The organism is Halorientalis salina, from assembly GCF_005049285.1.
GTDB classification, from domain to species: Archaea; Halobacteriota; Halobacteria; order Halobacteriales; family Haloarculaceae; genus Halorientalis; species Halorientalis salina.
This window is the reverse complement of record NZ_SOSC01000001.1, coordinates 688074-712741: the sequence shown is the minus strand read 5'-3', so window position 1 is coordinate 712741 and position 24668 is coordinate 688074. Positions and strand designations below refer to the sequence as shown.

The 24668-nt window shown below is 66.7% G+C and carries 24 protein-coding genes and 1 pseudogene; 11 read left to right on the top strand and 14 right to left on the bottom strand.

The window, feature by feature from the left end; translation table 11 throughout:
- Nucleotides 1-46: 46 nt before the first annotated feature.
- A complete protein-coding gene (locus E2481_RS03700; RefSeq protein WP_136715768.1) occupies nt 47-928 on the bottom strand; it encodes a CbiX/SirB N-terminal domain-containing protein in 882 nt (293 codons plus the stop codon).
- 51 nt (nt 929-979) lie between these two features.
- A complete protein-coding gene (locus E2481_RS18905; protein WP_256867880.1) occupies nt 980-1105 on the bottom strand; it encodes a hypothetical protein in 126 nt (41 codons plus the stop codon).
- Nucleotides 1106-1272: 167 nt separating this feature from the next.
- Between E2481_RS18905 and E2481_RS03695 the strand changes: the two genes are divergently transcribed.
- The 5 genes from E2481_RS03695 to E2481_RS03675 all read left to right on the top strand — a co-directional run bounded on the left by E2481_RS03695 (nt 1273) and on the right by E2481_RS03675 (nt 5901).
- Nucleotides 1273-1773, top strand: a complete 501-nt coding sequence (locus E2481_RS03695) for a DUF7523 family protein (protein ID WP_136715767.1) — start codon at nt 1273-1275, stop codon at nt 1771-1773.
- Between the two features lie 50 nt (nt 1774-1823).
- Nucleotides 1824-3305 (top strand): cysteine--tRNA ligase, encoded by a 1482-nt coding sequence (gene cysS, locus E2481_RS03690; protein WP_136715766.1) that lies wholly within the window; start codon nt 1824-1826, stop codon nt 3303-3305.
- Between the two features lie 81 nt (nt 3306-3386).
- A complete protein-coding gene (locus E2481_RS03685; RefSeq protein WP_136715765.1) occupies nt 3387-4292 on the top strand; it encodes a ParA family protein in 906 nt (301 codons plus the stop codon).
- Entirely contained in the window at nt 4289-5389 is a 1101-nt protein-coding gene (locus tag E2481_RS03680) for a chemotaxis protein CheW (protein ID WP_136715764.1), read from the top strand. The genes E2481_RS03685 and E2481_RS03680 overlap by 4 nt, the downstream gene beginning before the upstream one ends.
- Before the next feature lie 71 nt (nt 5390-5460).
- A complete protein-coding gene (locus E2481_RS03675; protein ID WP_136715763.1) occupies nt 5461-5901 on the top strand; it encodes a universal stress protein in 441 nt (146 codons plus the stop codon).
- A gap of 1 nt (nt 5902) precedes the next feature.
- Here E2481_RS03675 and E2481_RS03670 read toward each other — a convergent pair whose 3' ends face one another.
- Together E2481_RS03670 and mvaD are read right to left on the bottom strand one after the other, a co-directional pair.
- Nucleotides 5903-7087, bottom strand: coding sequence for an NAD(P)/FAD-dependent oxidoreductase (locus tag E2481_RS03670; RefSeq protein WP_136715762.1), 1185 nt, complete (start codon nt 7085-7087; stop codon nt 5903-5905).
- Between the two features lie 42 nt (nt 7088-7129).
- On the bottom strand, nt 7130-8101 hold the full coding sequence (gene mvaD / locus E2481_RS03665; protein WP_136715761.1) for a phosphomevalonate decarboxylase MvaD: 972 nt from the start codon (nt 8099-8101) through the stop codon (nt 7130-7132).
- Nucleotides 8102-8199: 98 nt separating this feature from the next.
- Here mvaD and E2481_RS03660 point away from each other — a divergent pair, with 98 nt between their 5' ends.
- On the top strand, nt 8200-10410 hold the full coding sequence (locus E2481_RS03660) for an aryl-sulfate sulfotransferase (RefSeq protein WP_136715760.1): 2211 nt from the start codon (nt 8200-8202) through the stop codon (nt 10408-10410).
- 150 nt (nt 10411-10560) lie between these two features.
- Nucleotides 10561-10782 (top strand): hypothetical protein, encoded by a 222-nt coding sequence (locus E2481_RS03655; protein ID WP_136715759.1) that lies wholly within the window; start codon nt 10561-10563, stop codon nt 10780-10782.
- A gap of 43 nt (nt 10783-10825) precedes the next feature.
- Here E2481_RS03655 and E2481_RS03650 read toward each other — a convergent pair whose 3' ends face one another.
- On the bottom strand, nt 10826-11458 hold the full coding sequence (locus E2481_RS03650) for a nitrous oxide reductase accessory protein NosL (protein WP_136715758.1): 633 nt from the start codon (nt 11456-11458) through the stop codon (nt 10826-10828).
- A gap of 226 nt (nt 11459-11684) precedes the next feature.
- On the opposite strand from E2481_RS03650, the gene E2481_RS03645 reads away from it, so the two are divergent.
- From E2481_RS03645 to E2481_RS03630, 4 genes are read left to right on the top strand one after another with little or no spacing between them, the layout of a single operon-like run.
- Nucleotides 11685-13574, top strand: coding sequence for a NosD domain-containing protein (locus tag E2481_RS03645; RefSeq protein ID WP_169302361.1), 1890 nt, complete (start codon nt 11685-11687; stop codon nt 13572-13574).
- Nucleotides 13571-14329, top strand: coding sequence for an ABC transporter ATP-binding protein (locus E2481_RS03640; RefSeq protein WP_136715756.1), 759 nt, complete (start codon nt 13571-13573; stop codon nt 14327-14329). Before E2481_RS03645 ends, E2481_RS03640 begins: the two co-directional genes overlap by 4 nt.
- 5 nt (nt 14330-14334) lie before the next feature.
- Nucleotides 14335-15156, top strand: a complete 822-nt coding sequence (locus tag E2481_RS03635) for an ABC transporter permease (RefSeq protein ID WP_136715755.1) — start codon at nt 14335-14337, stop codon at nt 15154-15156.
- 60 nt (nt 15157-15216) lie between these two features.
- The gene (locus E2481_RS03630; RefSeq protein WP_136715754.1) at nt 15217-15897 is read left to right on the top strand and encodes an SCO family protein; all 681 of its coding nucleotides are present in this window, start codon (nt 15217-15219) and stop codon (nt 15895-15897) included.
- Nucleotides 15898-15950: 53 nt separating this feature from the next.
- Here E2481_RS03630 and E2481_RS03625 read toward each other — a convergent pair whose 3' ends face one another.
- The 9 genes and pseudogenes from E2481_RS03625 to E2481_RS03585 all read right to left on the bottom strand — a co-directional run bounded on the left by E2481_RS03625 (nt 15951) and on the right by E2481_RS03585 (nt 24646).
- On the bottom strand, nt 15951-17045 hold the full coding sequence (locus E2481_RS03625) for a nitrous oxide reductase accessory protein NosL (RefSeq protein ID WP_136715753.1): 1095 nt from the start codon (nt 17043-17045) through the stop codon (nt 15951-15953).
- Nucleotides 17046-17189: 144 nt separating this feature from the next.
- Nucleotides 17190-18707, bottom strand: a complete 1518-nt coding sequence (locus tag E2481_RS03620; protein ID WP_136715752.1) for an NADH-quinone oxidoreductase subunit N — start codon at nt 18705-18707, stop codon at nt 17190-17192.
- The gene (locus E2481_RS03615; RefSeq protein WP_136715751.1) at nt 18708-20249 is read right to left on the bottom strand and encodes a complex I subunit 4 family protein; all 1542 of its coding nucleotides are present in this window, start codon (nt 20247-20249) and stop codon (nt 18708-18710) included.
- Complete coding sequence (nuoL, locus tag E2481_RS03610) at nt 20249-22354, bottom strand: NADH-quinone oxidoreductase subunit L (RefSeq protein WP_136715750.1); 2106 nt, start codon at nt 22352-22354, stop codon at nt 20249-20251. The genes E2481_RS03615 and nuoL overlap by 1 nt, the downstream gene beginning before the upstream one ends.
- Nucleotide 22355: 1 nt before the next feature.
- Nucleotides 22356-22661 (bottom strand): NADH-quinone oxidoreductase subunit NuoK, encoded by a 306-nt coding sequence (nuoK, locus tag E2481_RS03605; RefSeq protein ID WP_136715749.1) that lies wholly within the window; start codon nt 22659-22661, stop codon nt 22356-22358.
- 1 nt (nt 22662) lies between these two features.
- Complete coding sequence (locus E2481_RS03600; RefSeq protein WP_136715748.1) at nt 22663-23028, bottom strand: hypothetical protein; 366 nt, start codon at nt 23026-23028, stop codon at nt 22663-22665.
- Nucleotides 23025-23300, bottom strand: coding sequence for an NADH-quinone oxidoreductase subunit J (locus E2481_RS03595; protein ID WP_136715747.1), 276 nt, complete (start codon nt 23298-23300; stop codon nt 23025-23027). The genes E2481_RS03600 and E2481_RS03595 overlap by 4 nt, the downstream gene beginning before the upstream one ends.
- Before the next feature lie 693 nt (nt 23301-23993).
- Nucleotides 23994-24077: pseudogene (locus E2481_RS03590) on the bottom strand (NuoI/complex I 23 kDa subunit family protein); the annotation flags it as partial.
- Nucleotides 24078-24184: 107 nt separating this feature from the next.
- Nucleotides 24185-24646, bottom strand: a complete 462-nt coding sequence (locus tag E2481_RS03585) for a NuoI/complex I 23 kDa subunit family protein (RefSeq protein ID WP_136715746.1) — start codon at nt 24644-24646, stop codon at nt 24185-24187.
- Nucleotides 24647-24668: the final 22 nt, after the last annotated feature.

The window sequence follows — 24668 nt, the reverse complement described above, 5'->3', positions numbered from 1 at the left end:
CTGAAAAACCCGACGCGTGCCGACACTCGCCCCGTGTTCGCCGGTTTCAGTCCCCTGCTGCGGGACGCGGGTCCCGCGTCCGCTCGCGGACCCGTTCGATGGCCTCGGAGACGTCCGCGCCGGCGTCGGCGGCCCGCTCCAGCACCACGTCTGCCATCAGCGGTTCGGTCCCGACGGCCCCGGAGTACCAGATTCGATGGCCGTCGACCTCGGTCGGGGTGTCCCAGCCGTTCCGGTAGTCGTCGGTCAGGCCCATGTCCTCGGGGATGTCCTCCTGGGTGTGATAGCCGTCCGCGATGAACAGCGGCACGACCACGATGTCGTCGGTCTCGAAGAACTCGGCCACGTCGTCGACCTCGGGGTCCTCGTCCATGAACAGCGCCTCGACCTGGGCGAAGCGGCCCTGCTCGCGGATGCGGTCGGCGTGGTACTCGATGGCCTTGGCGCTGTTCTCGTTGCGCTCGGTGCCGTGGCCGACGACCGCCAGCCCGAAGTCCCCGTCGTCGACGCTCCGAGACCCGGTGACGCTGTCGGCGCGCTGGACGATGACATCGCTCATCGCGTCGTGGGTGCCGACCGGCCCGCAGTAGTGGACCGTCTGGTCGGTGTCGGCCGCCGACAGCGTCGTGTGGGTCGCCGACGTCCCGTCCGAATCCCACTGCTCGACGTCCCACTCCTCCAGGCGCAGCTCCCGGGGAATGACCTCCTCGGTGAAGTAGCCCTCGCTGATGAACAGGGGAACGACGTACACCTCCTCGCTCTCGACGGTCCGGAGCACTTCCCGGAAGGACGGTTCCTCCTTCCAGAAACACTCCCGGACCTCGTCGAACGCGCCCGACTCTCGGATGGTGTCCGCGTGGTCGAACGTCGGCGAGGCGGACCCGGCGTTGAGGTGTGAGCCGTGTGCCGCGATGACCAGTGCTTGCATACCGCTGTCTAGGGAGAGGCTACTCTTAGGGACTTCGTCTGGTGACTGTTCTCACCGTTCGGGTGGTCCAGCGTCGTCGATTACGGATTCGGCTCGGTTCTCGGGTTCGGTGTCTTCGTCGCTCGGTTCACAGCCGCCACAGGCGGCACAGTTCGTACAGGACTCGTTCGTTGTCATGGCTATCTGGTGTCGGGGTCGAACCTGCTGGCGGGTCTCCCCACCCGGCCGTCCCGCTGACACACGAGTGTGTTTGAGAGTATCACACATTGCAGAACTGCACGAATACTGCGGTCTTTTTTCCACGACCCGGCGCGTTTTTACCGCCGGCTCCCCCGGACTCGGGTATGTCGCTGGCAGAACGCACACGCGAGGCCGTCCGGGCGAACCCGTTCCTCTACGAGGCTCTCCGGGCGGGCGTCGTCAACTACACCGCCGCCGCCCGCTTTCTCGACCTGGGCGTCGACGATCGCGAGGCCGTCGTCGCCGCGCTCCGTCGCTACGCCGAGGACCTCCCCGACTACGAGGGTCCCGGGCGGGACGCGAGAGTGAACATGGAAAGCGGCGTCGGTCGGGCCGACGAGGCCGACCCCGACAGGGCGTTGCTGACGGTCGGCGACACGGCGCTCGTCTCTGGCGGCGGGTCGCTGACGGCTGTTCTCGTAACCGGCGACGTGGACGCGTCGACGCTCGGACACGTCCTGAGCAACCTCATCGCCGAGGACATCGACGTGGAGGCAGCCGGGACTGCCGGCGAGTCGCTGACCGTCGCCGTCTCTCGCCGAGCGGGGCCGGACGCAGTGCGGGCGGTCGAGCGAGCAGTCGAGACCGCTCCGTCCCGGACGTAGATTCCCCGTCATCGTAGCGTTGAAACGCCGGCGTCGTGTGGTACGTCGTAATGACCCTTCGTGTGACGAACACGCTCACCGGCGAGCGCGAGCCGTTCGAGCCACAGGACCCCGACTCCGTCCTTCTGTACTACTGTGGCCTCACGACCTCCGATCCGGCGCATCTCGGCCACGCCCGCGGGTGGGTCCACGTCGACGTGATGCACCGCTGGCTCGAACACGTGGGCTACGACGTGCGCCACGTCGAGAACTTCACCGACGTCAACGAGAAGATCGTCGCCCGCGTCGGGGAGGACGGCGAGAGCGAGGCCGACGTGGCCGACCACTACATCGCCCAGACCATCCGGGACATGCGCTCGCTCAACCTCCGCCGGACGGAGGTCTACCCCCGCGTCTCCGAGCACGTCCCCGAGATCATCGACATCGTCGAGACGCTGATCGAGAAGGGCTACGCCTACGAGGTCGACGGCTCGGTCTACTTCGACGTGACGTCCTTCGAGGACTACGGCAAACTCTCGAACCAGGACCCCGAAGAACTCGACGCGCAGGGCGACCCCGACGAGCGATCCGAGAAACGAAACGCCGCCGACTTCGCGCTCTGGAAGGCCGGCGGCGTGGGCGAGGCCGACATCGCCGACCACCAGCACGAGGCGGCGGCTCCCCCCGAGGAGGCCTGCGAGACGGCGCAAACCTGGGACTCGCCGTGGGGCGAGGGCCGACCGGGCTGGCACATCGAGTGCTCGGCGATGAGCATGACTCACTTAGACGACACCATCGACATCCACGTCGGCGGCCAGGATCTCGTCTTCCCGCATCACGAAAACGAGATCGCCCAGAGCGAGGCCGCGACCGGCGAGACGTTCGCGCGCTACTGGCTCCACGTCCGCTTACTGGAGACGAAAGGCGAGAAGATGTCTTCCTCGCTAGGCAACTTCTTCACCGTCTCGGACTTTGTCGCCGAACACGGCGCGAACGTCGCCCGCACGTTCCTGCTGTCGACGGCCTACGCCAACAGCGCCGTCTACAGCGAGGAGACGGTGGAAGAGGCTATCGAACGCTGGGAGGGGCTCGAACGGGGTCACCAGCGGGCCGTCGAGGCCGCCGACAGCACCGACGCCTACGCGAAAGTCACCGACGAGGCCCTCCGGGACGCCGTCGAGCGCACTCGAACCGAGTTCGAGGCGGCGATGAACGACGACTTCAACACGCGCGAGGCGCTGACCGCGCTGTCGGACCTCGCGACGGCTGTCAACCGCCACGTCGACGACAACGAGGAGTACGATTACGTCGCGCTCCGTCGGGTCATCGAGACGTTCGAGGACCTCGGCGTGGGCGTCCTCGGCCTCTCCTTCGGCGGCGACACCGAGGGCGAGGTCCGCGTCGCCGAGGAACTGGCGAACCTCGTGCTCTCGGTCAGGGAGGCCGAACGTGAGGCCGGCAACTACGACCGGGCGGACGAACTCCGGGACGAACTCGACGCGCTGGGCGTCACTGTCGAGGACACCGACGACGGCCCCGTCGCGCGGTTCTGACCCCGCTCGCCGCTGCTACAACAATTGAGAATCGGGAACCTATTTTTATAAGCTGGCGGGACCGAGCACCGGTAGCTATCGATGAGCCGGGAGCAAGACCGTCCTGCGTCGATCTGCGTGACGAACGCGAAGGGTGGGACGGGGAAGACGACGATCGCCATCAACATCGCGGGTGCACTGAACGAGCGCGGTCGCGACGTGTTGTTCGTGGACCTGGACCCGCAGGGGAACGCGACCGAGGGCCTCGGGCTGGTCGACGCCTACGACACGGACCCGCCGACCGTGTTCGACCTGCTGACCGACGCCGGCCAGCGCGACGTGATCCGGGACCTCATCGTGTCCCACGAGGAGATGGACGTGCTCCCGAGCCACTTCGAGTTGCTCGAAGCCGAACACGAACTGACGATGGCCAACGCGATGGCGACCATCGAGGCCGACCCCGACATCGACGTGGACCCGTCGGCGCTGTCGGCGCTGACGAACGTCGTCACGCCGGAGACCATCCCGGACTCGGAGCCGATGAAACTGCTCGACCAGGCGCTGGATGTGGTGGCCGACGACTACGACTACGTCATCGTCGACTCGCCGCCCTTCTACGGCCAGTTGACCGACACCGCCATCTACTCGACGCGGAACGTGCTCATCCCGGCACTGACCGAAGCGACCTCCGAGCGAGCCATCGAGTTGCTGTTCGACCAGGTGGCGGCCCTCGAAGACCGGACGGGGATCACCGTCAACGAGGTGGGCGTCGTCGCCAACCGGGTCGAATCGACCAACGAGGACGAGGAGATGCTGGAGTGGTTCGAGGCGGTGTTCTCGGACGTGCCGGTCTGGCAGGTCCGGAAACGGGTCGCGCTGCAACGGGCGTTCTCCCAGGGGACGTCCGTGTTCGCCTACGACGGGAGCGTCGACATGGCGGACGTGTTCCTGGCGATTGCGGCAGATCTCGACGAGCAGTTCGGCTTCGTCGAGGAGGTGACAGCATGACAGAGGAGGACACAGACGACGACAACGACCGGATGAACAGGGCCGACCGACTGCGAGAGATGCGGGAAGGCCGGCGTCAGGGCCGCGGCGACTCCGACGACAACGACACTTCCGAGGCCGACGACGAGTCCACGGCCGACGGGGAGTCGTCCGCGACCGATTCCGCCGAGGACGAGGGCCCGTCGACGACCGATTCGGACAGTGAGGCCGACGAACCGACGACTTCGGACGGCGACGGCCCTGCCGACTCCGACACTGACAGCGGGTCGAACACGCCGGAACCCCCGGCAGCCGACGACCGGGAGACTGGTGTCGAGTCGCCGTCGACCGGAGCGGGGAACGGGGACGAGGACGAGGCCGTCGAGGAGAGCGGCTTCGAGTTCGACGATTCGAGCGAGAAGACGACCGCCCACGACGAGAAAGCGGAAAAGAAGGCCGTCGACGCGGCCGGTGAGGACGACGTGGCGTCGGCGGAGCCACAGTCGGGCGTCGCCGAGACGGTGAGTTCGACCGACGCGTCCTCGGCGATCGGGAACCTGAACTCGGGGAGCACGTTCGCCATCCCCGATCAGGCGACGACGGTGGCCGAAGACGCCGAGACGACGCTCGACAGCGCCGAACAGAGCGTCGCAGCCGCCCGTGCGGCGGCGTCTCGGGGCTCCTCTCACGCCGGGTCGCGAACGCGCGTGCTGGAGTTCGAACTCGGCGACGAGCGGTTCTGTCTGGACATCGACTACATCGAGGAGATCGTCGAACTGGAGAACGTGACTCGCGTCCCCAACTCCCCGTCGTACGTCCAGGGCGTCGTCGACCTTCGCGGACAGGTGACGACGATCATCAACCCGAAGGACGCGCTCGAAGTCGATCAGGAGACCAGCGGCGAACTCATCATCGTCTTCGACTCCGAGGCGGTCGGCGACCAGGGCCACCTCGGTTGGGTCGTCGACGAGGTCCGACAGGTCACGCCGGTCGCCGACGAGGAGGTCAACGACTCCCCCGACGAGGACGCCGAGTACATCAACGGCATCATCAACCGCGAGGACGAGGACGACTTCGTCGTCTGGACGACGCCCGAACTCGCGTTGAACTCGTCGTAGCTTCCTCCCCCGTTCTCGGCCCCCGGGAACTCTCTGTGGGTTTTGTGTTTCCACGGCGCCTACGTTTACGTATGACCTTCGTCGTCCCGTTCGACGGCTCGGACCTCGCGGCAGCAGCACTCGCACGCGCCGGGGAGTTCCGGGCGGCGTTCGACAGGCCGGTCGTCGCCGTGAGCGTCATCCCCAAGCACAACTACGAGTTCGCCGCGGAACGTGCCGGGCTCGACTTCGAGGGGGTGCCCGACCCCGAGACGGTCGCGTCACGGCTCGAATCGCAAGTTCACCGTATCGCGCCCGAGGCCGAGTTCCGGTACAAAATCGTCGGGAAGTACGCTCCCGGCGGCAAGGTGGCCAACGAACTCCGACGGGCCGCGAGGCGACTCGACGCGACGATGGTGTTCGTCGGCAGCGACAACGCGGGACACCTGGTCAACTCGCTGTCCAGCGTCGGCAGCAGCGTGGCTGCGGATACGTCCTACGACGTCGTTATCGTCCGGCACGCCGATTCCTGACTCACGCCGGCGGCTCGTTCGACCCGTCTGTGGCGTCGTCGGTCAGATCCAACTCCTCGCGCACCAGGTCGACTGTCTGCTGGACGGACCCGACCGACGAGAGATAGCCCGCGCCGACGGTCGTCTTCAGCGCCACCGCCGCGCGACCAGTGAGGACGGCCGATCCGACCTGCGCGACCGCGCCGTCCCCGACCGAGACCAGCCACCCCGGCGAGTCGAACTCGAACCGCGACAGCCGCGGCTCGAATCCGGCCTGTTCGCTCCGTCTGTACTCGATTAATCGGGTAATGTTCTCGGCCGCGACGCGTGCCTCGCGGACCGCCGACTGGGCGCTCGCCGGGACCGCCTCCCCGTCACTGTCGACCACCCTGGCCGTGTCCCCGACGAGGAGGGTGTCGCCCTCGAACCGGAGCCCGCTGCGAACGACCGGGCGCTCGCCGTCCAGCGCCGTCGGTCCACGAATGCCCCCCGTCCAGATCAACTGGTCGTAGTCGACGGCCGGCTCGTCCGCTAGTGCCACGCTCGTCTCCGTGGCCCCCGTGACGGTCGCGTCCGTGTGAACCGCGACACCACGGGCGAGCAGCGCCTCGCACACTGCCGACTGGAACCGCTCGGGGAAGGTCGGTGCGACGGACCGTTCCTGTTCGAGCAGTTCGATCTCCACGGCGTCTGAGACTCCTTCCTCGCGGGCGAGCGCGGCCAGTTCGCCGGCGACCTGGATGCCCGACAGCCCCGCGCCGCCGACAACGACTCGCGCTTGCTCGGTCGTCTCGATGGTCTCGAAAAACACTCGCCGGATCCGCGCTGCGTGTTCGAGCCGTTTCAGCGGTGTCGCGTGTGTCTCCAGTCCGGGTAGGCCGTAAAAGGCGGTTTCGGCACCGAGACAGACCGCGCCCACGTCGTAGGTGATTTCGTCGCCGCGCTCCAGGGTCGCGACGCCGGCCGCGGGTTCGACGTCGACGACCCGCGACTGGCGAACCTCGGCGCGGTCCAGCACCGTATCGAGGGGGATCCGCAGGTCGTCTGCGATCCGGGGTCGGCGCACCGCCCGATGGATCTCGTGTTGGACGAGGTGGTGGTCGTCCTCGTCGACGACGACCAACTCCACGTCGGGTGGAAGCTCCGCTTCAAGGCGACGCGCGAGGGCGAGGCCGGCGTAGCCGGCTCCGAAGACGGCGACTCGCATACCGAACTATTGGAGCCGCCGGCGTGTAAAGCCCGCCGCCGATCAGAACAGCGCTTTCCGGTCGTCGAGAATCCGCGAGGGGCCGCCGACCTCCCAGACGCGGGTGTCGACGCCGCAGTCGGCGACGGCGTCCTCGACGCGGTCGACGTGGTCGGCCGTCGTGTTGACGTAGACGCTCGCGCCGGTGTCGACCGAGAAGTAGACCGGCACGTCCTCCTCGCGGAGGTCACGCACCGCGTCGAAGATTTCGAGGGTTCGGGGTCGCCAGTAGACCCACCCGGCCGGCCCGGTCATCGTCGTCGCGGCCAGCGACAGCGAGTCGTGTTCGGCCAGCTCGAAGGTCCGGTCGAAGTCGCCGGCCCGGAGTGCGTCGCGCATCTCGGCGATCTGGCCGTGGATGTGGGCCATCCGCGCCTCGAACATGTGGCTGTCGGCCGCCTCCTTGTGGGCTTCCTCCGTTTCCTTGTAGGCCGGCACCTCCGCGCCGACGATCCGGAGGTCGTCTTCGAGGTCCGTCTCGATGCGCTCGGAGCGACAGTCCTCGTCGTTCAGTCCCGTTCGGAGATGGGAGAACGCGCCCGTGACCGCCCGGGCGGCCGAGGAGGAACCCCGTCGGGCGACCGCGGAGATCTCCGGTTTGGTCATGTCGAGGCCCGCCGCCTCGACGAGGGCGCGGGCGGCGGCGGCGAACCCCGACGACGACGACCCGAACCCGATGTTCGTCGGGAAGTTGTTCTCGGACTCGAAGCGAACGCGGTGGTCGATCCCCGCGAGGTCCCGGACGTGATCGACGACCGCGCGGATACGCTCTTTCCCCCGGCCCGTGACTTCCTCCCCGTCGATGACGTACCGGTCGTCGTCGAGCGCGGAGTCGAACTCGACGGTCGTCAGCGAGTGGCTCGGTGCGGTACAGACGCTGATGGAATCGTGGTAGGGGAGTCGCAACTCCTCGTCGCGCATCCCGTGATACTTGACCAACCCCTGGATCGGATGGGCCTTCGCGGTCGCTTTCATACCTCTCGATGGGGCCACTCCTGACTTGGCAGTTTCCATCCACCCGGAGCGTCGTGTCGATGGATGCGTATTTCACGGAGGAGAGATAAACGGTTCCCGTGACTGGAAGGGATGGTGTATCGGCCCGGTCGCTGGTAACGGGACGGACTCGCGTGGCCGTGTTCGTCTGTGTCGTCCTGCTGGCACTGCCAGCGCTCGCGAGCGGTGCGCTGTCGGGGGCGGTTCCGATGTCCGCGACCGACGGACCGGACACGAACGCCACGCCGTCGTCGGATTCGAACCTGACGGTGGTGACCGCCCAGGGTGGTGAACTCGGCTCCGACGACGATTCCCGGGTCCTCGTCTTCGACCCCTCGACCGGGGAGGCCGTCTGGGAGGCAAACGACTACGAGACGTACTACGACGTGGACCCGCTGGACAACTCGACACTGCTCTACGCTGCGATTTCGGCCGACGGAGGGACCTATGCAGTCGAACACGACTGGCAGTCCGGCGAGGAAGAGCGACTCTTCCGACTGCCCTTCGACAGCCACGACGTCGACTACCTGGGCGACGGCGAGTACGCGTACCTCGACGGGGGGAACGACACGGCCGTCGTCTACAACCACACGCGCCAGGAAGTCGTCTGGACGTACGACTTCCGGGAGCACTACCCACCCTCGGCCGGCAACGGTCCCGAGTCCGATTACAGCGGCGACTACACGCACTTGAACGACGTCGTCCCCGTCGACAACGGCTCGAAGTTCCTGCTGAGTCCCCGGAACTTCGACCGCGTGATGCTGGTCGACCGGGAGACCAAGGCGGTCGAGTGGACCCTCGGCGAGGAGGACAACTACACGATCCTCAACCAGCAACACAACCCCTCGCTGGTCTCGACGGACCCGCCGACCGTGCTGGTCGCCGACAGCGAGAACGACCGCGTCGTCGAGTACCGCCGCGAGGACGGCGACTGGACGATGGTCTGGGAGTACGAGGGGTCGCTGGCCTGGCCGCGTGACGCGGATCGGCTCCCGAACGGGAACACGCTGATCGTCGACAGCTACCGCGCCATCGAGGTGACGCCCGACCGCGAAATCGTCTGGGAGTCCTCGATCCCTCGATACCTCTACGACATCGAACGGATCGCCCTTGGCGACGAACCGGGCGGGCCGTCGATGGCGACCCGAAGCGACTCGTTCGCGTCGGCCGACGACGACCGCGACCGGGTCGTGGGCGGTCCGGCCGCCGAACTCGAAGACGCTGCCGCGGCCGTCTACAACACCGTCTACTGGGTGCTCCCGTGGTGGCTCGGCCCCCTGGGGTTCGTGCTGTTGGTTCCGGCGCTGATCCTGACCCTCGCCTGGCTCAACGTCGAGATCGAGCGTGCGATAGCCGGCAGGGTTTCGACCACCGTATCTCGGACTGCTCGGCGTGTCACGTCACCCTGGCGTCGTCGCTGGTCCGCCGGGGTCGCCCCCACGTCGGTCCCCCGCCGATTCCACTCGGGACTCGCGCTGCTGACGGTGGGCGTCTTCGTCGTCCCCCTCGGGATCCTCCTTCGACTGGTCCCGGGTGCCGGGCCGATCAGCAGCGACTTCTGGTGGAACTGGGTCCCGCCCCACTTCGCCGTGATCCTGCTTCTGTCCCTGGAGGGGATGCGGCGGTTGCTCGTCGCGAGCGGCCCCGACGGCCGGTGGACCGAGACGTGCTCGCGGCTCTACTCCGCCCTGGCCGCCCTGACTGCCGTTCTCGGGATCGTCCTGGCGGCGTTCGGCGTCCTCTCGTCGGCCGACCTGCTCGCGCTGTCGAACGCCGGCACGCTGCTGGCGTTCGGGAGCGTCGCGGTGTTCGGATTGCTATCTTTCGTCCAGTACTCGACGGTGCCTCGCGGGGACCGACTGTCCAACGCGCTCGACCCAATCGCCGCATGGGCACCGGCCCGTTACGCCGCCGGCCTCGGCGTCGTCGCCACCAGCCTGTTCGTCCTCGGACAGGGCCTCCAGACTGCCGTCTTCCCGCTCTCGTCGGTCGTGTTGAGCTTCGTCTTCCTGCTCGACGGCGACCGGATCCTGGCCCGAACCGAGACCGTCGTTCGACCGTCGCTCGGGCGGGTGCTCGCCGTCCTGCGGTACTCGTTCCGACCCGTCTGGCTCGCCGTCGCAGCCGCGCTCGTGGCCAAGACGCTCGGTGCTGGTGCGATGGCCAACATCGTCGCCGACATCCACCTGTTCAACACGGTGACGCTCGGCGTCGTTCTGGTCGTCGTCTCTCGACTCGGTGCTGGTATTCCGGCGCGTCTGCGCGCCGAATCGGCGTCCTCGACCGACTGAGACGGATCGGTGTAATTGGCTGCCGGTTCGACTGCTCGACGGCGGGTGGCCGACACCGAACCGACTTGCGACAGTCCGTCTGCCACCATCGACCGGTTCCTGTTTCGCTGCGTGAATTTTATCGGGCCGTCCTTTCGATACTGACGTGCAATGGCCCAGACGAACGACGCCCCTGAACGGAACCCGCTCGCGAACCCGGCCGTTCGTCACGGCCTCGGGTTCAGCGGTGCCCTGGTCCTCGTCCTCGTCGGCTACTTCTTCCTCGAGGGAACGATGCAACTGCTCGTGTACGGGATGGCACTGCTCGACGTGATCGTCACGCCACAGATCCTGAAGCTGTCCGTCGAGCAACAGCGGGCGGCGGAAACCTGACGCCGGCGGTCGCAACGTGTTCCCGGTCGAACCCCCGCGTCAGTTACTGGTTGCTTAGTTGTGAGATGAGTTGCGGTGTCACTTCGTCGAGTTCGACGAGTTCGCCGCCGTACTCGGATTCGAGGTCGTCTGCGTCGGCCCGGTCGGAGAACGCGAGCAGGTCCCGCCCCATCGCGCCCTTGATGGCAGACCCGGCGAGGAAGACGACCTCGCGAGCGTCGACGAACGCCTCGGCGTCAACGTGTGTCGAGATGAGCGTCTCGCCGCGCTCGGACATGAGCCGGTAGTCGACGGCCGAGTAATCGGTGACGTACATGACCGACCGGTCCCAGCCCCGGTCCTGGCGCTGGAAGTCGTAGTGGAACGCCTCCCAGGTACTACAAAAGCGCGCCGGATTGGCGTGTCCTGACGGGGTGTGCTCGGGGTAGAACACCTCGGTAGTCGGCCCGGGATGGTTCGGGATGATCATGCCACACGCCTCACAGGCGTCGTCGGTCGTCATCGTGACCGGGTCCGGCAGCGGTTCGCTCGGCGTCGACTCCGAGGATAGCTCGGTACAGCCAGCCACCGCGCCCACGCCGGCCGCCGCGCCGGCAACGAGTCGCCGTCGCGTGAGGTGGTAGTCGGACCCGCCGTGTGCTGGACAGCCCGGACACCCACACTCCGTTTCGTCCATATCGTCGCTGGGGCGTCTCCACGTATGAAATGGGTAGTACGTTGCTCGAATCGAGCAACGGAGCCGGCGTCCAGTTCTCACGTTCGACCATCGTACTACAGGACTGAAGGTGACCCAGTGCCCGAGTCACGAACGACGAACCGAACCGTGACCGGAATTTGCCCGCGCCGTGGCGTCGTCCGCAATCATCGTCTGGCTGTCACCGGCAGTCCCCGGAGGTGGTGACGTGCGCAGTCGAACCCTCGTCGTCGCCGGCGTCGTCCTCCTGGGACTGTATCTGGTTCCGTTCGTGGTCGGCCCCGGCGGGACGACGCCCGAGCCGGTTCGGTTCGGCGAGACCATCCAGACGGGACTGTCGAGTGAGACGGTGCGGACCGCACAGGCCAACGGCCACACCATCCCGAAAGTCCAGGTGTTCTACGCCCAGTCCGAGTTCGTCGTCGGCTACTACGGCGTGCAGTCGTTCGCACGGTCGGCCACGCGTGACGGGCGCGCCCGCCGGTTCGGCCCGCCGGTCGCCATCTACGTGACCGCGTTCACCGACGCGATCCCGCGGGTGTCGCCCGACGGGTTCGTGAACGCGTCCGTCGGGACGCGCCCGGCGTGGGTTCGCGCCGACACCGCCCACTACGCGGTCGTCCCGACCGCGACCCGAACGGCAATCGTCCCCTTTACCGACACCGAGACGGCACGGTCGTTCGCCGACCGCTACGACGGCCGGGTCCGCTCGTGGCAGACGGTCCGTGACCGGTTCGACGAGCGACGCTCTGACACCCGCCCCGAGTGGCCGACCCGACGTGGGGACCGTGCGAACGACACGGTCGCCGCCGTCTCCCCGCTGGTCGACCGACCGGTATCGACCGTGGTCGGGGAAGACGCCCCGACGATACAGGCGGCGGTCCGGCAGGCCCCGCCGAACACGACCGTCCACGTGCCACCCGGCACGTACGAGGAACGGGTACGAATCTCCAAACCGCTCTCGCTCAGCGGGGCCGGGTCGGCGTCGCGCCTCGAAGGCGGTGGAAACGGGACCGTCGTCACCGTGGCAGCCTCGGACGTGGCTATCACCGACCTCCACGTCTCGGGTGTCGGGACGACGCGCATCAATCTGAGCGATGACGACGACCGTACCCGCGACTGGGACAGCAAGGTCGAACAGACGTACGGCCGCGGTGATGCCGCCGTCGCCGTGGTCGGCGGCGATCGAACGCTCGTCCGCTCTGTGACGGTCGAGACGCCGTCGAACGGCCTGCTCTACCGCAACAGCTCCCGGGCGGTCGTCGACGATGTCACCGTCCGGGGCGACCCCGAGCCGAACCAGGGGTACATGGGCGTGATGGCGATGGGGAGTCCGGTCGTCGTCGAGGACTCGACGTTTCGCGGCGGCCTCGACGGCGTGTACGCTCATCGCGCGGACGGGATCGTCGTTCGCAACTCGACGATGGCCCAGAGTCGCTTCGGCGTCCACCTCATGTTCACGTCGGACGCGTTGCTGGCCCACAACACGGCCCGACAGACCCAGACGGGCCTCGTCGTGATGACGCGGCCGACGCGGAACGCCCTCGTCGGCAACGACGTCCGTGACAGTCGCCACGGCATCGTCACGGCGGGTGCACGGTCCTACGTCGCCGACAACGTCCTCGTCGACAACGGCGTCGGGTTGACCATCGGGACCCGGACGACTCGATACGTAAGCAACGTCGTCGCCCGCAACGACGTGGGCATCCGAGCCGAGAACTACGTCGCCTCCAACCGCGTCGTCGGTAACGACTTCCTCGACAACGACCGGCCGGCGGAGGCGACCGCGGGGATGGCCCGCGTCTGGTCGACGCCGCGACGAGGGAACTACTGGGACGAGACGGTCTCCGTCGGCTCGGACGGCTCGATGCCACCCTACGCCCCGCTCGACCCCGTCGACGCGACCCTGCGCGCGCCGGGGCGGCTCGCGCTCTCTCACTCGCCGATCCAGGTCGCACGCCGCGTGCTCGGGCAACTCGTTCCCGGGATGCGAACGCGGGGCATCGTCGACCGACACCCGGAACCGGAGCCGCTGAACACGGCGCGCCTCGCGCAGGCGGGCTACACCGACGCGATACAGGACGATTCACACGCATGACTACGACCGACGACTCTCGATCCAGCCCAGCGGAATCGACGCCCGTAGTGACAGTCTCCGACCTCACGTACGGCTACGACGGGATGTGCGTCCTCGACGACATCTCGCTGTCTGTCCCCTGCGAGGCGGTGACGGCACTGGTCGGCCCGAACGGCAGCGGCAAGTCGACGCTGCTGGGGCTGGTCGCCGGCGTCCGGGCGACACAGGCCGGGAAAGTGACGGTGACCGACCTCGACGCCCCCAGAACCGTCGGCTACCTCCCCCAGTCACTTCGCCCACGGGACGGGTTCTCCGTTCACGGGACCGTCGAAACGTACGCCGCACTCGTCGACGGCGGGACCGACCCCGACGAGGTCCTGTCGACGGTCGGGCTCGACGTGGTGGCCGACGAGCGAGTCGAGACGCTCTCCGGCGGGATGCGCCGGCTGCTCGGCGTCGCTATCGCCCTCGTCGGCGATCCGCCGGTGCTCGTTCTGGACGAACCGACGAGCGGTCTCGACCCGGCGATGACCGCCCGGGTGTTCGACGTGTTGTCCGACCTCGCGGCCGACGGCCGGGGCGTGCTCGTCGCCTCGCACGACCTCGACGCCGTCGGCACCGGGGCCGACAGGGTCGTCTTACTGGACCGCGGCAGCGTGCAGGCTCGCGGGCCGGCCGAGACCATCCTGGCCGATCTGGAGGTGCGGTCGTTGTCCGACGCGTTCGAGACGGCTGTGGCCGACGAGACGGGCGCGACCGTCCGTCACGGGGTGTGAGTGCCGTGTCCCGACACCCGCTGGCGCGAGTGAGCGTGCTCGCCCGGCGCGAGACGACGACGGTCCTCACCACCCGTGCGTTCGGGCTCTTCGTCGCCGCGCTGGCCGTCCTGCTTGCCGGCCTGGTCTGGGGCAGCGGTGCTGCCGCGAGCGGGTACGTCCCGGCGGCCGTCGACCTCCTGCCCGCGCTCGAACTGCTCGTGCCACTGCTCGCCTTCACCGTGGGCTACCGCGCGCTGCTCGACGCCCGCCTGCGCGGTGAACTCGCTGTTCTCTCGACGTTTCCGGTGTCGCGGGCCACCGTCGTCGCGAGCGTGCTCGTCGGCCGTGGGCTCGCCCTGGCCCTCGGCGTCGCCGTCGCCATGTTCCCCACGATGGCGCTCGTGTGGGCACTTGGCGGCCCGACGACACAGCTCGTCGCCACCCACGACGGTGCCGACTCGATTGTGCTGTTCGCCCGTCTGCTGTCGGCGACGACGCTGTTCGGCCTGGCGGCACTGTCTGTCGCCGTCGCCGTCTCGGCTGTCGCGAGCGGGGCTCGCAGTGCCGCGGCGACGCTTGTCGGGCTCTGGCTGGTGCTCACCGCGGCCGTCGATCTCGGTCTGATCGAAGCACTCGGTGCCGGCTATCTCGGCGCGGACGGCGTGTTGACGGTGCTCGCCATCTCTCCCAGCGGTGCGTATCGCGGGCTGGTGTTACAGACCGTCGTCGACGTCGCCACGGCGGGGTCGATTCGGGCCGCCGCGCCGCTCGCGAGCGTCGTCGGGTTGCTCGGCTGGCTGATCGCCGGATTCGCCGTCGCCACCCGCTCGATCTGGCGCGGGTAAGTCGGTTTTCGAGAAGCGTACTACGGGGTTTTCGGTGCGCAGGCCCTTACCCGACTTCGAATGCACCGACGCACCTATCTCAGTACGGCCGCGACGGCAGGCCTCGTCGGCACCGCCGGCTGTATCGACTCGGTTCTCGGCGACGACGACGGCCGGACTTATCTGGACGAGCCGGAGGGCCGACAGGTCGAGAGTGCCGACCTCCCGTACCCGGCGTACGGGCAGGACCTCCCCGAAGCGACGCTCGACGCGCCACTGGCCGACCGCCAGGTCACGACGACCGAGTTCGGGAACCGGAACGTGATCATGACGTTTTTCTATAGCCACTGTAACACGGTCTGTCCGGTGCTCGTCTCCTCGCTCAAGCGCGTCCAGGCGACCGCCAGCCAGGACGGATACGCCGACGACGTCGTGTTCCTGGCGGTCACGTTCGATCCACAGCGCGACGACGCCCAGCGGCTCCGAGAGTACGCCGACACGATGCGCGTCGAGACGGACGCTGACAACTGGTATTTCCTCCGCCCCGAGGGCCGTGATCGGGCCACGGACGTGGTTCAGGATACGTTCGGCGTCACCTTCGAGCGGACGAAAGCGACCGGAGAGAGCGAGTACATGTTCAACCACCTCGGGCTTGTACTGTTGGCGAACCGGCACGGCGTCGTCGAGCGCGCGTACTCCGGCGACGACCCGAAGTCGAAAGCGTTGCTTGGGGATCTAGAGGAGATTCGGAACGCGGCCTGACGGGACTCGGTGACGACAGTCCAAACGGGACGGCGAGAAGCGCAGCCGTGCAGTTAGAGGAAACTACCGCGGTACGAGGCCGCGTCTTCGCGAGTGATCTCCTGTAACCGGACGACGTCCTCGGAACCGAGATCGTCGTACTCATCGACGTACGACGCTGCATCGGTCTCGTCGGCGTAGGCCAGTGGGTTCCCCATCATCGGGCCGCCCGTCCGCTCGGCGTTCGTATCGAGGACGAACGACGCCATCGTGGCGTCCAGCAACTCCTCGCGCTCGGGACCGTGGGTCCACACGCCGACGATGTCGGATTGTTCGCGACCGTCGATGAAGTGTCCGGGGTCGGCGTAGTAGGCCACCAGACAGCCGGGCGAACAGAAGTGTGCCCGCTCGCCGTCCTCGTGGCTGGCCTGTGCGTTCCACGCGGGAGAGTTCGCGGGCAGCATGTTACAGACCGTACACTCCGCGTCCGACGGAACCGATACCGGCTGGAGAACGTCTTTTTGATCGGTTTCGGGGAGGGAATCCGCACGGAAGCGACGCGCCAGGGCCACGTCGAACGCCGAAAGGCCCACCACGTCTTCCCTGGTCAACGACTCGTACTGGTCGACGTAGCCCTGTGCCGCCTGCTCCGACTCGAACGGCACCGGGTTCTCACCCATCGGAGCGTCGATGTGTGCTGCCGTCTCTTCCAGGACGAACGCGGCGCTCGTTGCGTCGACGTACTCGCGGCTGTCGTAGTCCCGGGCCCACGCGTAAGCCGGCTTTGCCCCCTCGTGAGCGTCGTCGAAGTGGCCCGGGGTCGCGTGGTACGCCGTGAGACAGCCGGGCGAGCAGAAGTACTTGCGATCGCCGTTCTCGTGGGTCGCCTGTGCGTTCCACTCGGCGTAGTCGGCAGCGTACATGTTACATACGGCACACCGTGATTCCTCGGGCACCGGCTCGACCGGCTCGGAGAGATCGGCCGCCGGTTCCTGTGTGGTCTGGTCTGCCGTATCGGTCGCTGGCTCGGTCGTATCCGTACTGGGTGTCGACGTGGTCTCGCCCTGCTGTGAACAGCCGGCGACGCCGAGGACGGTCGCGGCCGCGCTTGCACGCAGCAGTCGACGCCGCGTGACGATACCATCTGCGACTGGTTTTCGGTCGCTCATATGTAGATAGGCGTTCCCTCGGCGACAAATATCCCGTAGTACGATTCTTGAAAGCGAGACGCCGGTCCGCGAGACGCGCACGCCGTGGCGATGACAGTGGTCGTGACTCGCAGTGGGTACCGCGGGAAAACGAACTCCGGCGTGTCAGAACAGCATCGCGGCGGCGTCGGTCGCCGTCGCGGAGACCGGACCGAACCCGACCAGCAGCAGGAACGTCATCACGCCGGCGGTGATGACTGCCGCGTACAGCCCCGTAGGGTACGAGGAGACCTCGAAGCTCCCGTCGGGCTCTTCGATCCACATCGCCTTGACGACCCGCGAGTAGTAGAACAGCGACAGCGCACTGTTGACGATGAGCGCGGCCGCCAGCAGCCACGCACTCGCGCCCGTGGCCGCGACCAGCAGGAAGTACTTCGACCAGAAGCCGCCACCGATCGGCAGCCCCGCGAGGCTAAAGAGGAAGACGGTCATCGCGGTACAGGCGATCGGTGCCTGGGTCGCGAGGCCGTTGTAGTCCTCGAAGGTGCGCCCAACGCCCCAGTACTCCGCGAGCGCGACGAACAGGAACGCGCCGGTGTTCATGAAGCCGTAGACGAGCAGGTGCATCATGCTCGCCCCGAGCGCGAAGCTCTGGTCGGCCGCCCCCGAGAGGACGGCCAGCCCGATCAGTGCGTAGCCGGCGTGTCCGATCGAGGAGTACGCCAGCATCCGCTTGACCGTGTCCTGGGTCGCAGCCGCGAAGTTCCCGAGCGTCATGGTCAGGACTGCCAGCGCCGTGAAGGCGACGCCCCAGTCGACGGCGACGCCGGTGATCACGTCCAGCGGGAACGCGACGGTGAAGATGCGGAACGCCAGCACGAACCCGGCGGCCTTCGAGGCCGACGAGAGGAACCCGGAGACGGGCGCGGGCGCGCCCTCGTAGGCCTCCGGTGCCCAGAAGTGGAACGGGACGGAGGCGGTCTTGTAGGCGACCCCGCCCACGATCATCAGGATCCCGACGCCCAGCACGCCGGGGTCGAGCGCTTCGCCGCTCGCGATGACGTCAGCGATGGCAGCCAGCTGGAGTCGTCCGGTTGCGGCGTACACCAGGCTGATCCCGTAGACGAACACCGACGAGGACAGCGCGCCGATGAGGAAGTACTTCAGGCCCGCCTCGACGCTGCCCCGGTTGTTCTTCAGGAACGCGACGAGGGCAAAGGACGGCAGGCTCGCGAGTTCGAGGCTCACGAACGCCGTCGCCAGGCTGTTGGCCGAGGCCATCAGCGCCATGCCGGTCGTCGCCAGCAACATCAGCGAGTAGTACTCGGCCTGGTGGGGCTGGCCCTCCAGGTAGTCGTAGCTCGCGACGGTCACGAGCGCGAGCACGCTCGCGAACACGAACATGAAGAACAGGGCCATCCCGTCGACGACGAGCTGGCCGCCGAACAGTTCGATCGCGCCGCCGGTCCGGCTCATCCCGGTCCCGGCGACGAGGAACCAGCCGCTGATCCCGGCCGACGCCAGCGCGCCGATCGTCGAGACGCCCGCCAGCAGCCCCGAGTCCATGGAATCTGGATCGATCGAGTCGATGACGAACAGGACGAGCGCGGTCGTCGCCAGCGCGAGCGCCGGCGCGAGCGCCGTCCACTGCGGGAGCACGTCAGCGGATTGCAGCGGGATCATCTATGCACCACCTCCCAGTTCGCCGAGTTCGACCATCGGCGCGATCGAGTCCTGGATCATCTTGTAGAACAGGTCCGGCGCGACGCCGAGCGCGATGACCAGCAGCAACAGGACGATCAGCGGCGCGATGTCCTGGAACGGCGCGCGCCCGATCTCGTAGTCGGTTTCGAGCCGGAAGGGACCGAACAGCGTCTTCTGCATCGCCCGCAGCAGGTAGCCGGCGACGATGACGATCCCGAACATCGCGATGGACGTGAACAGCGGCGCGGCCTGGATGACCTCGGACTGGAACGAGCCGAGGAAGACGAGCACCTCTGCGGCGAACCCTGACATGAGCGGCAGTCCCATGTAGCCGAAGGCCGCGGCGACGAACACGCCCGCGGTGACGGGCATCCGGTCTGCCATGCCCGACATGTCGCCGATCATGCGCGTGTGCGTCTCGTTGTAGATGACGCCGACCGCCATGAACATCAGCCCCGAGATCAGCCCGTGGCTGATCATCTGGAAGGTCGCCCCGCCGAGACCGTGCGGCGTGAAGGCGACCAGGCCGAGGATGACGTAGCCCATCGAGGAGATGGACGAATACGCGACGATCCGTTTGAGGTCCTGCTGGGCCAGCGCCAGCAGCGCCCCGTAGATGATGCTCACGACCGCGAAGATGGCGATGATCTCGGCGTTCGCCCGCGCCACGTCCGCGAGCATCGTGAAGTTGAATCGCAGCAGTGCGTAGGTCCCCATCTTCAGCAGGACGCCCGCCAGGAGCACCGACACTGGGGTCGGTGCCTCGACGTGTGCGTCGGGCAGCCAGGTGTGGAAGGGGACGACTGGAACCTTCACCGCGAACCCGCCGAACATGGCGATGAAGGCGAGCAGTTTCAACATCGGCGGGTCGATGCCGGCCAGCGAGCCGAGTTCACCCGCGTTGAGCGCCTGTGCGATGGCCGGCAGGCCGAGCGACGAGATGGAGTCGCCCAGTCCGAAGACCAGTGCGAAGAAGCCGACGAACATCACCAGGCTCGCCACGTTCGTGTAGACGAAGAACTTGATGGCGGCGTACTTCCGGCGCGGCCCGCCCCAGACGCCGATGAGCAGATACATCGGGACCAGCACGGCCTCCCAGAAGACGAACCAGAGGAAGAAGTCCAGCGCGGCGAAGACGCCGATGAGAGCCGCTTCCATGAACAGGACCAGTCCGTAGAACTGGGACTGGCGCTCGTCGATGGGCGTCCACGCGCTGATGATCGCGAGCGTGGTCAGCACCGTCGTCAGCACGATCAGCGGCATGCTCACGCCGTCGAGACCGACGTGCCAGTTGATGGTGTAGGCCCCGAGCGTGATCCACTCGGCGACGGTCTCGAAGGCAGGTTGGCTGCCCGCGAGCAACGCGTTGCCCGAGCCGTCGAAGACGCTGTACATCCAGAGGCTCGCAGCGACGGGCACGAGGCTCAGCGCGGCCGCGAACTGCCCGGCGTACTCGTCGGGCGCCAGCATGACGAGGACCGAAGAGAGCAGCGCGGTGACGATGAGGAGTTCGACGAGCATCAGAACCACCCCCCGACGAGGCCGAAGACGACCAAGAGGATGGTCAGTCCCAGCGTCAGGAGCGCGGCGTAGTTGCTGACGACACCGGTCTGGATGCGGCGCACGCGGTCGCCCGAGAGCAGGCTCACGCTGCTGACGCCGTTGACGATGCCGTCGATGATGCCCTGGTCGAACCGGTCGGCCGCGCGCGACAGGGGTAGCGTCACGTCACGTGCCAGCCAGACCTGGTACTCGTCCTGGTAGTAGTTGTGCATGAGTAGCGTCTTGACACCGCCCAGCTTGTTCGTATGCTCGACCGGCTCCGGGCCGCTGTACAGCGACCAGGCCAGCCCCGCGCCGGCCAGCGCCAGTCCGAGCGACACCGCCGCCGAGGCCAGCATCGTCGTGACCTCCCCGCCGATCGGGTAGGCGGCCGAGACTCCTGCGACCTCTTCGAGCAGGACCTCGTAGTGGTGCAGTCCCGTGCCGAACTCCTCGGCGACGAGTTCCGAGCCGCCCAGCCACGTGTGCAGGAAGTCGATGTGCAGGTTCGTGAGTTTCGCGATCGGCGCCATGTTGATGAAGCCGACCGTCGCTGCCAGGATCCCGAGCACCGCGAGCGGGAACTTGACGTTCCAGCGGACGCCGTGTGGGTCTTCTGCGGTCTCGGTCCGTGGCTCACCGTGGAACGTGAGCAGCACCATCCGGAAGGTGTAGAAGCCCGTGAAGAACACGGCCAGCAGGCCCATCGCCCACGCGACCAGGAACAGCGGGTTCCCGCCCGCGCCGTGGATGAGCGCCTCGAACAGCACTTCGTCCTTCGACCAGAAGCCCGAGAACGGGACGATGCCCGCGAGCGCGAGCGACCCCGAGAGGAACGCGTAGTAGGTCACGGGCATCTTGTCCTTGAGACCGCCCATGTCCCACATGTTCTCGTTGTGGTGCATCGCGATGATGACCGACCCCGCGCCCAGGAACAGGAGCGCCTTGAACACGGCGTGGGTCGTCAGGTGGAAGACGCCGGCGACGTAGCCGCCCGACCCCAGTGCGAGCATGATGTACCCGTACTGGGAGATGGTCGAGTACGCCAGCACCTGCTTGATCTCCTGTTTGACGACGCCCATCGACGCCGCGAAGAGGGCGGTGAACCCACCCGTCAGCGCGATGATCGCGAGTGCCGTCGGGGAGAGCGCGTAGAACCCGTACATGCGCGCGACGAGGTAGACCCCGGCCGCGACCATCGTCGCCGCGTGAATGAGCGCGGAGACGGGCGTCGGACCCTCCATCGCGTCGGGCAGCCAGGTGTGCAGCGGGAACTGCGCGGACTTGCCGACCACGCCGCCCAGCACGAGCAGCCCGAGGACCGTGATCCAGGCCTGCGGGCTCATCCCGACGATGTCGAGCATGTCGCTCGCCATCGCCGGCGTCTGGCCGTTCATCATCTGTTCGGCGAGGGCCGGGAAACTCTGGACCGTCGAGCCGTCCCGCGTGACGTTGGCGAACAGGCCCGTGCCGAAGGTCGCGAAGATGCCGACGACGCCGATGAGGAAGAAGAAGTCACCGAAGCGGGTGACCAGGAACGCCTTCTTCGCGGCGCTTGGCGGCGCGTCCTCGCGGAACCAGAAGCCGATGAGCAGGAACGAACACAGGCCCACCAGCTCGAAGAACATGAACGCCATCAGGATGTTGTCCGCGAAGACGAACGCGAGCATGCTGAAGCTAAACAGCGACAGCGAGGCGTAGTACCGGGCCAGGCCCGTCTCGCCTTCGTCGTTCATGTACCCAAGCGAGAACACGAACACGAGGAAGGATATCAGCGAGACGATGACGAGCATCAGGGCCGACAGCGGATCGATGTACACGCCCAGATGCAGGTCGAACGTGTCGATGCCGGTCGCGAACTGCCAGATCGTCTCGTGATACGCGGGATCGCCGGGGAGGATCCCGGCGACGGTCAACAACGTTGCGATCGAGATCGCGAGCGAGCCGCCCATCGCGAAGATGCCGGCCAGTGCGCCGCCCTTGGGCATGTAGCGCCCGAACAGCAGCGAGACCAGGAAGGCGGCGAACGGGAGCGCCGCGATCGCGGGTACCAACGCGTAAGCTGTGAATGTTTCTCCTGCCATCTTACCACCTCATCGTCGTCGCTTTGGTTACGTCGAGGTCCTCGAAGTTCCGGTAGAGCACCAGAATGATGCCGATACCGACCGCCACCTCGGCGGCCGCCAGCGCCATCGTGAACAGGGAAAAGACCTGTCCCGTGAGGTTGCCCCACTGGAACGAGAACGCGACGAGATTGATGTTCGCTGCGTTCAGCATCAACTCGACGGACATCAGGAAGATCAGCGCGTTCCGTCGGGTCAGGATACCGAACAGGCCGACACAGAACAGCCCCGCCGACAGGACGAGGTAGTACTCGGCCGGGACCGCCATGTTACTCGTCACCTCCGAGTTCTTCGTCGGTCCCGTTCGTTCCGAGCCGCTGACCGCCGTCGGTCACAGCTCCGGACTCCTCCTGGTCGCGTTCGGCGAGCATGATCGAGCTGTCCAGCGCGGCGTCGAGCACGATCGCGATCACGATAAAGGAGACCAGGAACCCTTCGGAGGGGATTCCCAGTTGCGAGTCGAGGTCGAACATCGCGTATCCGATGTTCGCGACGATGCTCTGGTCGGTCGGGAACCCCGCGGGATTGGCGAAGTTCGCGGTGAGGAACACCGCTGCGAAGACGCCGAACAGCGCGACTGCGGCGAGGCCCGCCACCCAGTTCACCTCCGACGACAGTCTCGGACGGGTGGTCATGTCGTCACCTCGCTGGGTTGGTCCATGTCCTCCCGCCGCGTGAGCATCACGGCGAAGGTGATGAGGATGAGCACGCCGCCCACGTACACCAGGATTTGCATTACGGCGACGAACTCCGCTCGGAGCATCACGTAGTGAACTGCCACGCTCAAAAGCGAGACACCGAGCATGAGCGCGGAGTGCCACACGTCCCGTAGCAGGACGACGCCCAGGGCGCTCGCGAGGGTCACGAACGCGAACAGCCCGAACGCTATGGTTTCGTACAGTGCCATCTTACATGAGTCTCCTTTCGGTGGGCCTTTGAAGATTTCTTTATCGGATTCGCGCGCGTGCGCTGTGACCCCACCGTAATCCCCGACTAACCCCCGGTTGTTTTGTGGGTCGGGTGTGAAATACCTGCGGCAACCCTTCCGGGTCGGTTCCGAGTGGCCCCAATCTACACACCCGGCCGGCCGATTTCGCTGACCGCAAGCTACCTGCCCCCTCGTCCCGATGTGCCGAGACTAGTTGCCGTGGGAGCTAGAGGCCGTAGAGGTGCTTGTCGATCAGCCACCGCACGACGAAGGCCCCCGAAACGACACGGTGGCGGCGACGGCGCCGCCGACTGTCCCGGTTTCGACCCAGCAGATGCCGAACCCCACGCTCACGCCGACGCCGGCCACGGGTATCCGCCAGTCTATCGCTACCGGCTCACGGTTCGAGTGAGACGTCAGCCCCGCAAAAACGTGTGAGTACGAGTCGCGTCTTACTGATAGCGGACAAAAACGGAACCTCGCTTCGCTCGGCTTCGGTCAAACGGCTTCTCTATTGATAGTCGATTTCGCCTTCGACTTCGCCGATCCACGCGCCGCAATCCCACCTTTTTCCTCCTCGGGTGACTCGCTACGCTCGTCACCACTCGTCGCAAAAACGTGGGCGAAAAAGGCCGAAGCCTCGCTTCGCTCGGCTTCGGTCAAACGGCTTCTCTATTGATAGTCGATTTCGCCTTCGCCTTCGCCGATCCACGCGCCGCGATCGGGCTCACGCGACTCCAGCGGGTCGATGTCCTCGCGACCCCACCTTTTTCTCCTCGGGTGACTCGCAGTGCTCGTCACCACTCGTCGAAAAAGCTGGACGAAAAAGCCGAACCTCGCTTCGCTCGGTTCGGAAAATCAGGCTATTGATAGTCGATTTCGCCTTCGCCTTCGCCGATCCACGCGCCGCGATCGGGCTCACGCGACTCCAGCGGGTCGATGTCCTTGTACCAGGGAACGTTCTTCAGCTGTTCTTTGTTGTAGGCGAGTTCGTCTTTGGTGTCCGCGGTGAACTCGAAGTTCTGGGTCAGCAGGATGGCGTCGACGGGACAGACCTCCTCGCAGAGCCGGCAGTAGATACACTGGCCGATGTGGAGGTTGTACTGCTCGCCGTTGCGCTGTTCGTCCGTGACGATCTGGATGGTGTCGTTCGGGCAGACGTTCTCACACTGCCGGCACCAGATACACCGCTCCTGGCTGAACTTGTGAACGCCGCGGAAGCGCGGGCTCACGTCGGGTGCGGTATCGGGATACTCGACAGTGAACGTCTCACCGTCCAGCGCGTGCTTCATCGTCGTCGCCATGCCTTTGAGAATTCCGATCATTGGTAGCTACCTCCGGTCGTGC

Coding starts and splice junctions, on each gene's coding strand:
- E2481_RS03600 (WP_136715748.1), bottom strand. CDS start 23,028: ATGACCACCCGTCCGAGACTGTCGTCGGAGGTGAACTGGGTGGCGGGC.
- cysS (WP_136715766.1), top strand. CDS start 1,824: ATGACCCTTCGTGTGACGAACACGCTCACCGGCGAGCGCGAGCCGTTC.
- E2481_RS03675 (WP_136715763.1), top strand. CDS start 5,461: ATGACCTTCGTCGTCCCGTTCGACGGCTCGGACCTCGCGGCAGCAGCA.
- E2481_RS03640 (WP_136715756.1), top strand. CDS start 13,571: ATGACTACGACCGACGACTCTCGATCCAGCCCAGCGGAATCGACGCCC.
- E2481_RS03685 (WP_136715765.1), top strand. CDS start 3,387: ATGAGCCGGGAGCAAGACCGTCCTGCGTCGATCTGCGTGACGAACGCG.
- E2481_RS03680 (WP_136715764.1), top strand. CDS start 4,289: ATGACAGAGGAGGACACAGACGACGACAACGACCGGATGAACAGGGCC.
- mvaD (WP_136715761.1), bottom strand. CDS start 8,101: ATGAAAGCGACCGCGAAGGCCCATCCGATCCAGGGGTTGGTCAAGTAT.
- E2481_RS03650 (WP_136715758.1), bottom strand. CDS start 11,458: ATGGACGAAACGGAGTGTGGGTGTCCGGGCTGTCCAGCACACGGCGGG.
- nuoK (WP_136715749.1), bottom strand. CDS start 22,661: ATGGCGGTCCCGGCCGAGTACTACCTCGTCCTGTCGGCGGGGCTGTTC.
- E2481_RS03670 (WP_136715762.1), bottom strand. CDS start 7,087: ATGCGAGTCGCCGTCTTCGGAGCCGGCTACGCCGGCCTCGCCCTCGCG.
- nuoL (WP_136715750.1), bottom strand. CDS start 22,354: ATGGCAGGAGAAACATTCACAGCTTACGCGTTGGTACCCGCGATCGCG.
- E2481_RS03655 (WP_136715759.1), top strand. CDS start 10,561: ATGGCCCAGACGAACGACGCCCCTGAACGGAACCCGCTCGCGAACCCG.
- E2481_RS18905 (WP_256867880.1), bottom strand. CDS start 1,105: ATGACAACGAACGAGTCCTGTACGAACTGTGCCGCCTGTGGCGGCTGT.
- E2481_RS03585 (WP_136715746.1), bottom strand. CDS start 24,646: ATGATCGGAATTCTCAAAGGCATGGCGACGACGATGAAGCACGCGCTG.
- E2481_RS03615 (WP_136715751.1), bottom strand. CDS start 20,249: ATGCTCGTCGAACTCCTCATCGTCACCGCGCTGCTCTCTTCGGTCCTC.
- E2481_RS03595 (WP_136715747.1), bottom strand. CDS start 23,300: ATGGCACTGTACGAAACCATAGCGTTCGGGCTGTTCGCGTTCGTGACC.
- E2481_RS03630 (WP_136715754.1), top strand. CDS start 15,217: ATGCACCGACGCACCTATCTCAGTACGGCCGCGACGGCAGGCCTCGTC.
- E2481_RS03695 (WP_136715767.1), top strand. CDS start 1,273: ATGTCGCTGGCAGAACGCACACGCGAGGCCGTCCGGGCGAACCCGTTC.
- E2481_RS03700 (WP_136715768.1), bottom strand. CDS start 928: ATGCAAGCACTGGTCATCGCGGCACACGGCTCACACCTCAACGCCGGG.
- E2481_RS03620 (WP_136715752.1), bottom strand. CDS start 18,707: ATGATCCCGCTGCAATCCGCTGACGTGCTCCCGCAGTGGACGGCGCTC.
- E2481_RS03625 (WP_136715753.1), bottom strand. CDS start 17,045: ATGAGCGACCGAAAACCAGTCGCAGATGGTATCGTCACGCGGCGTCGA.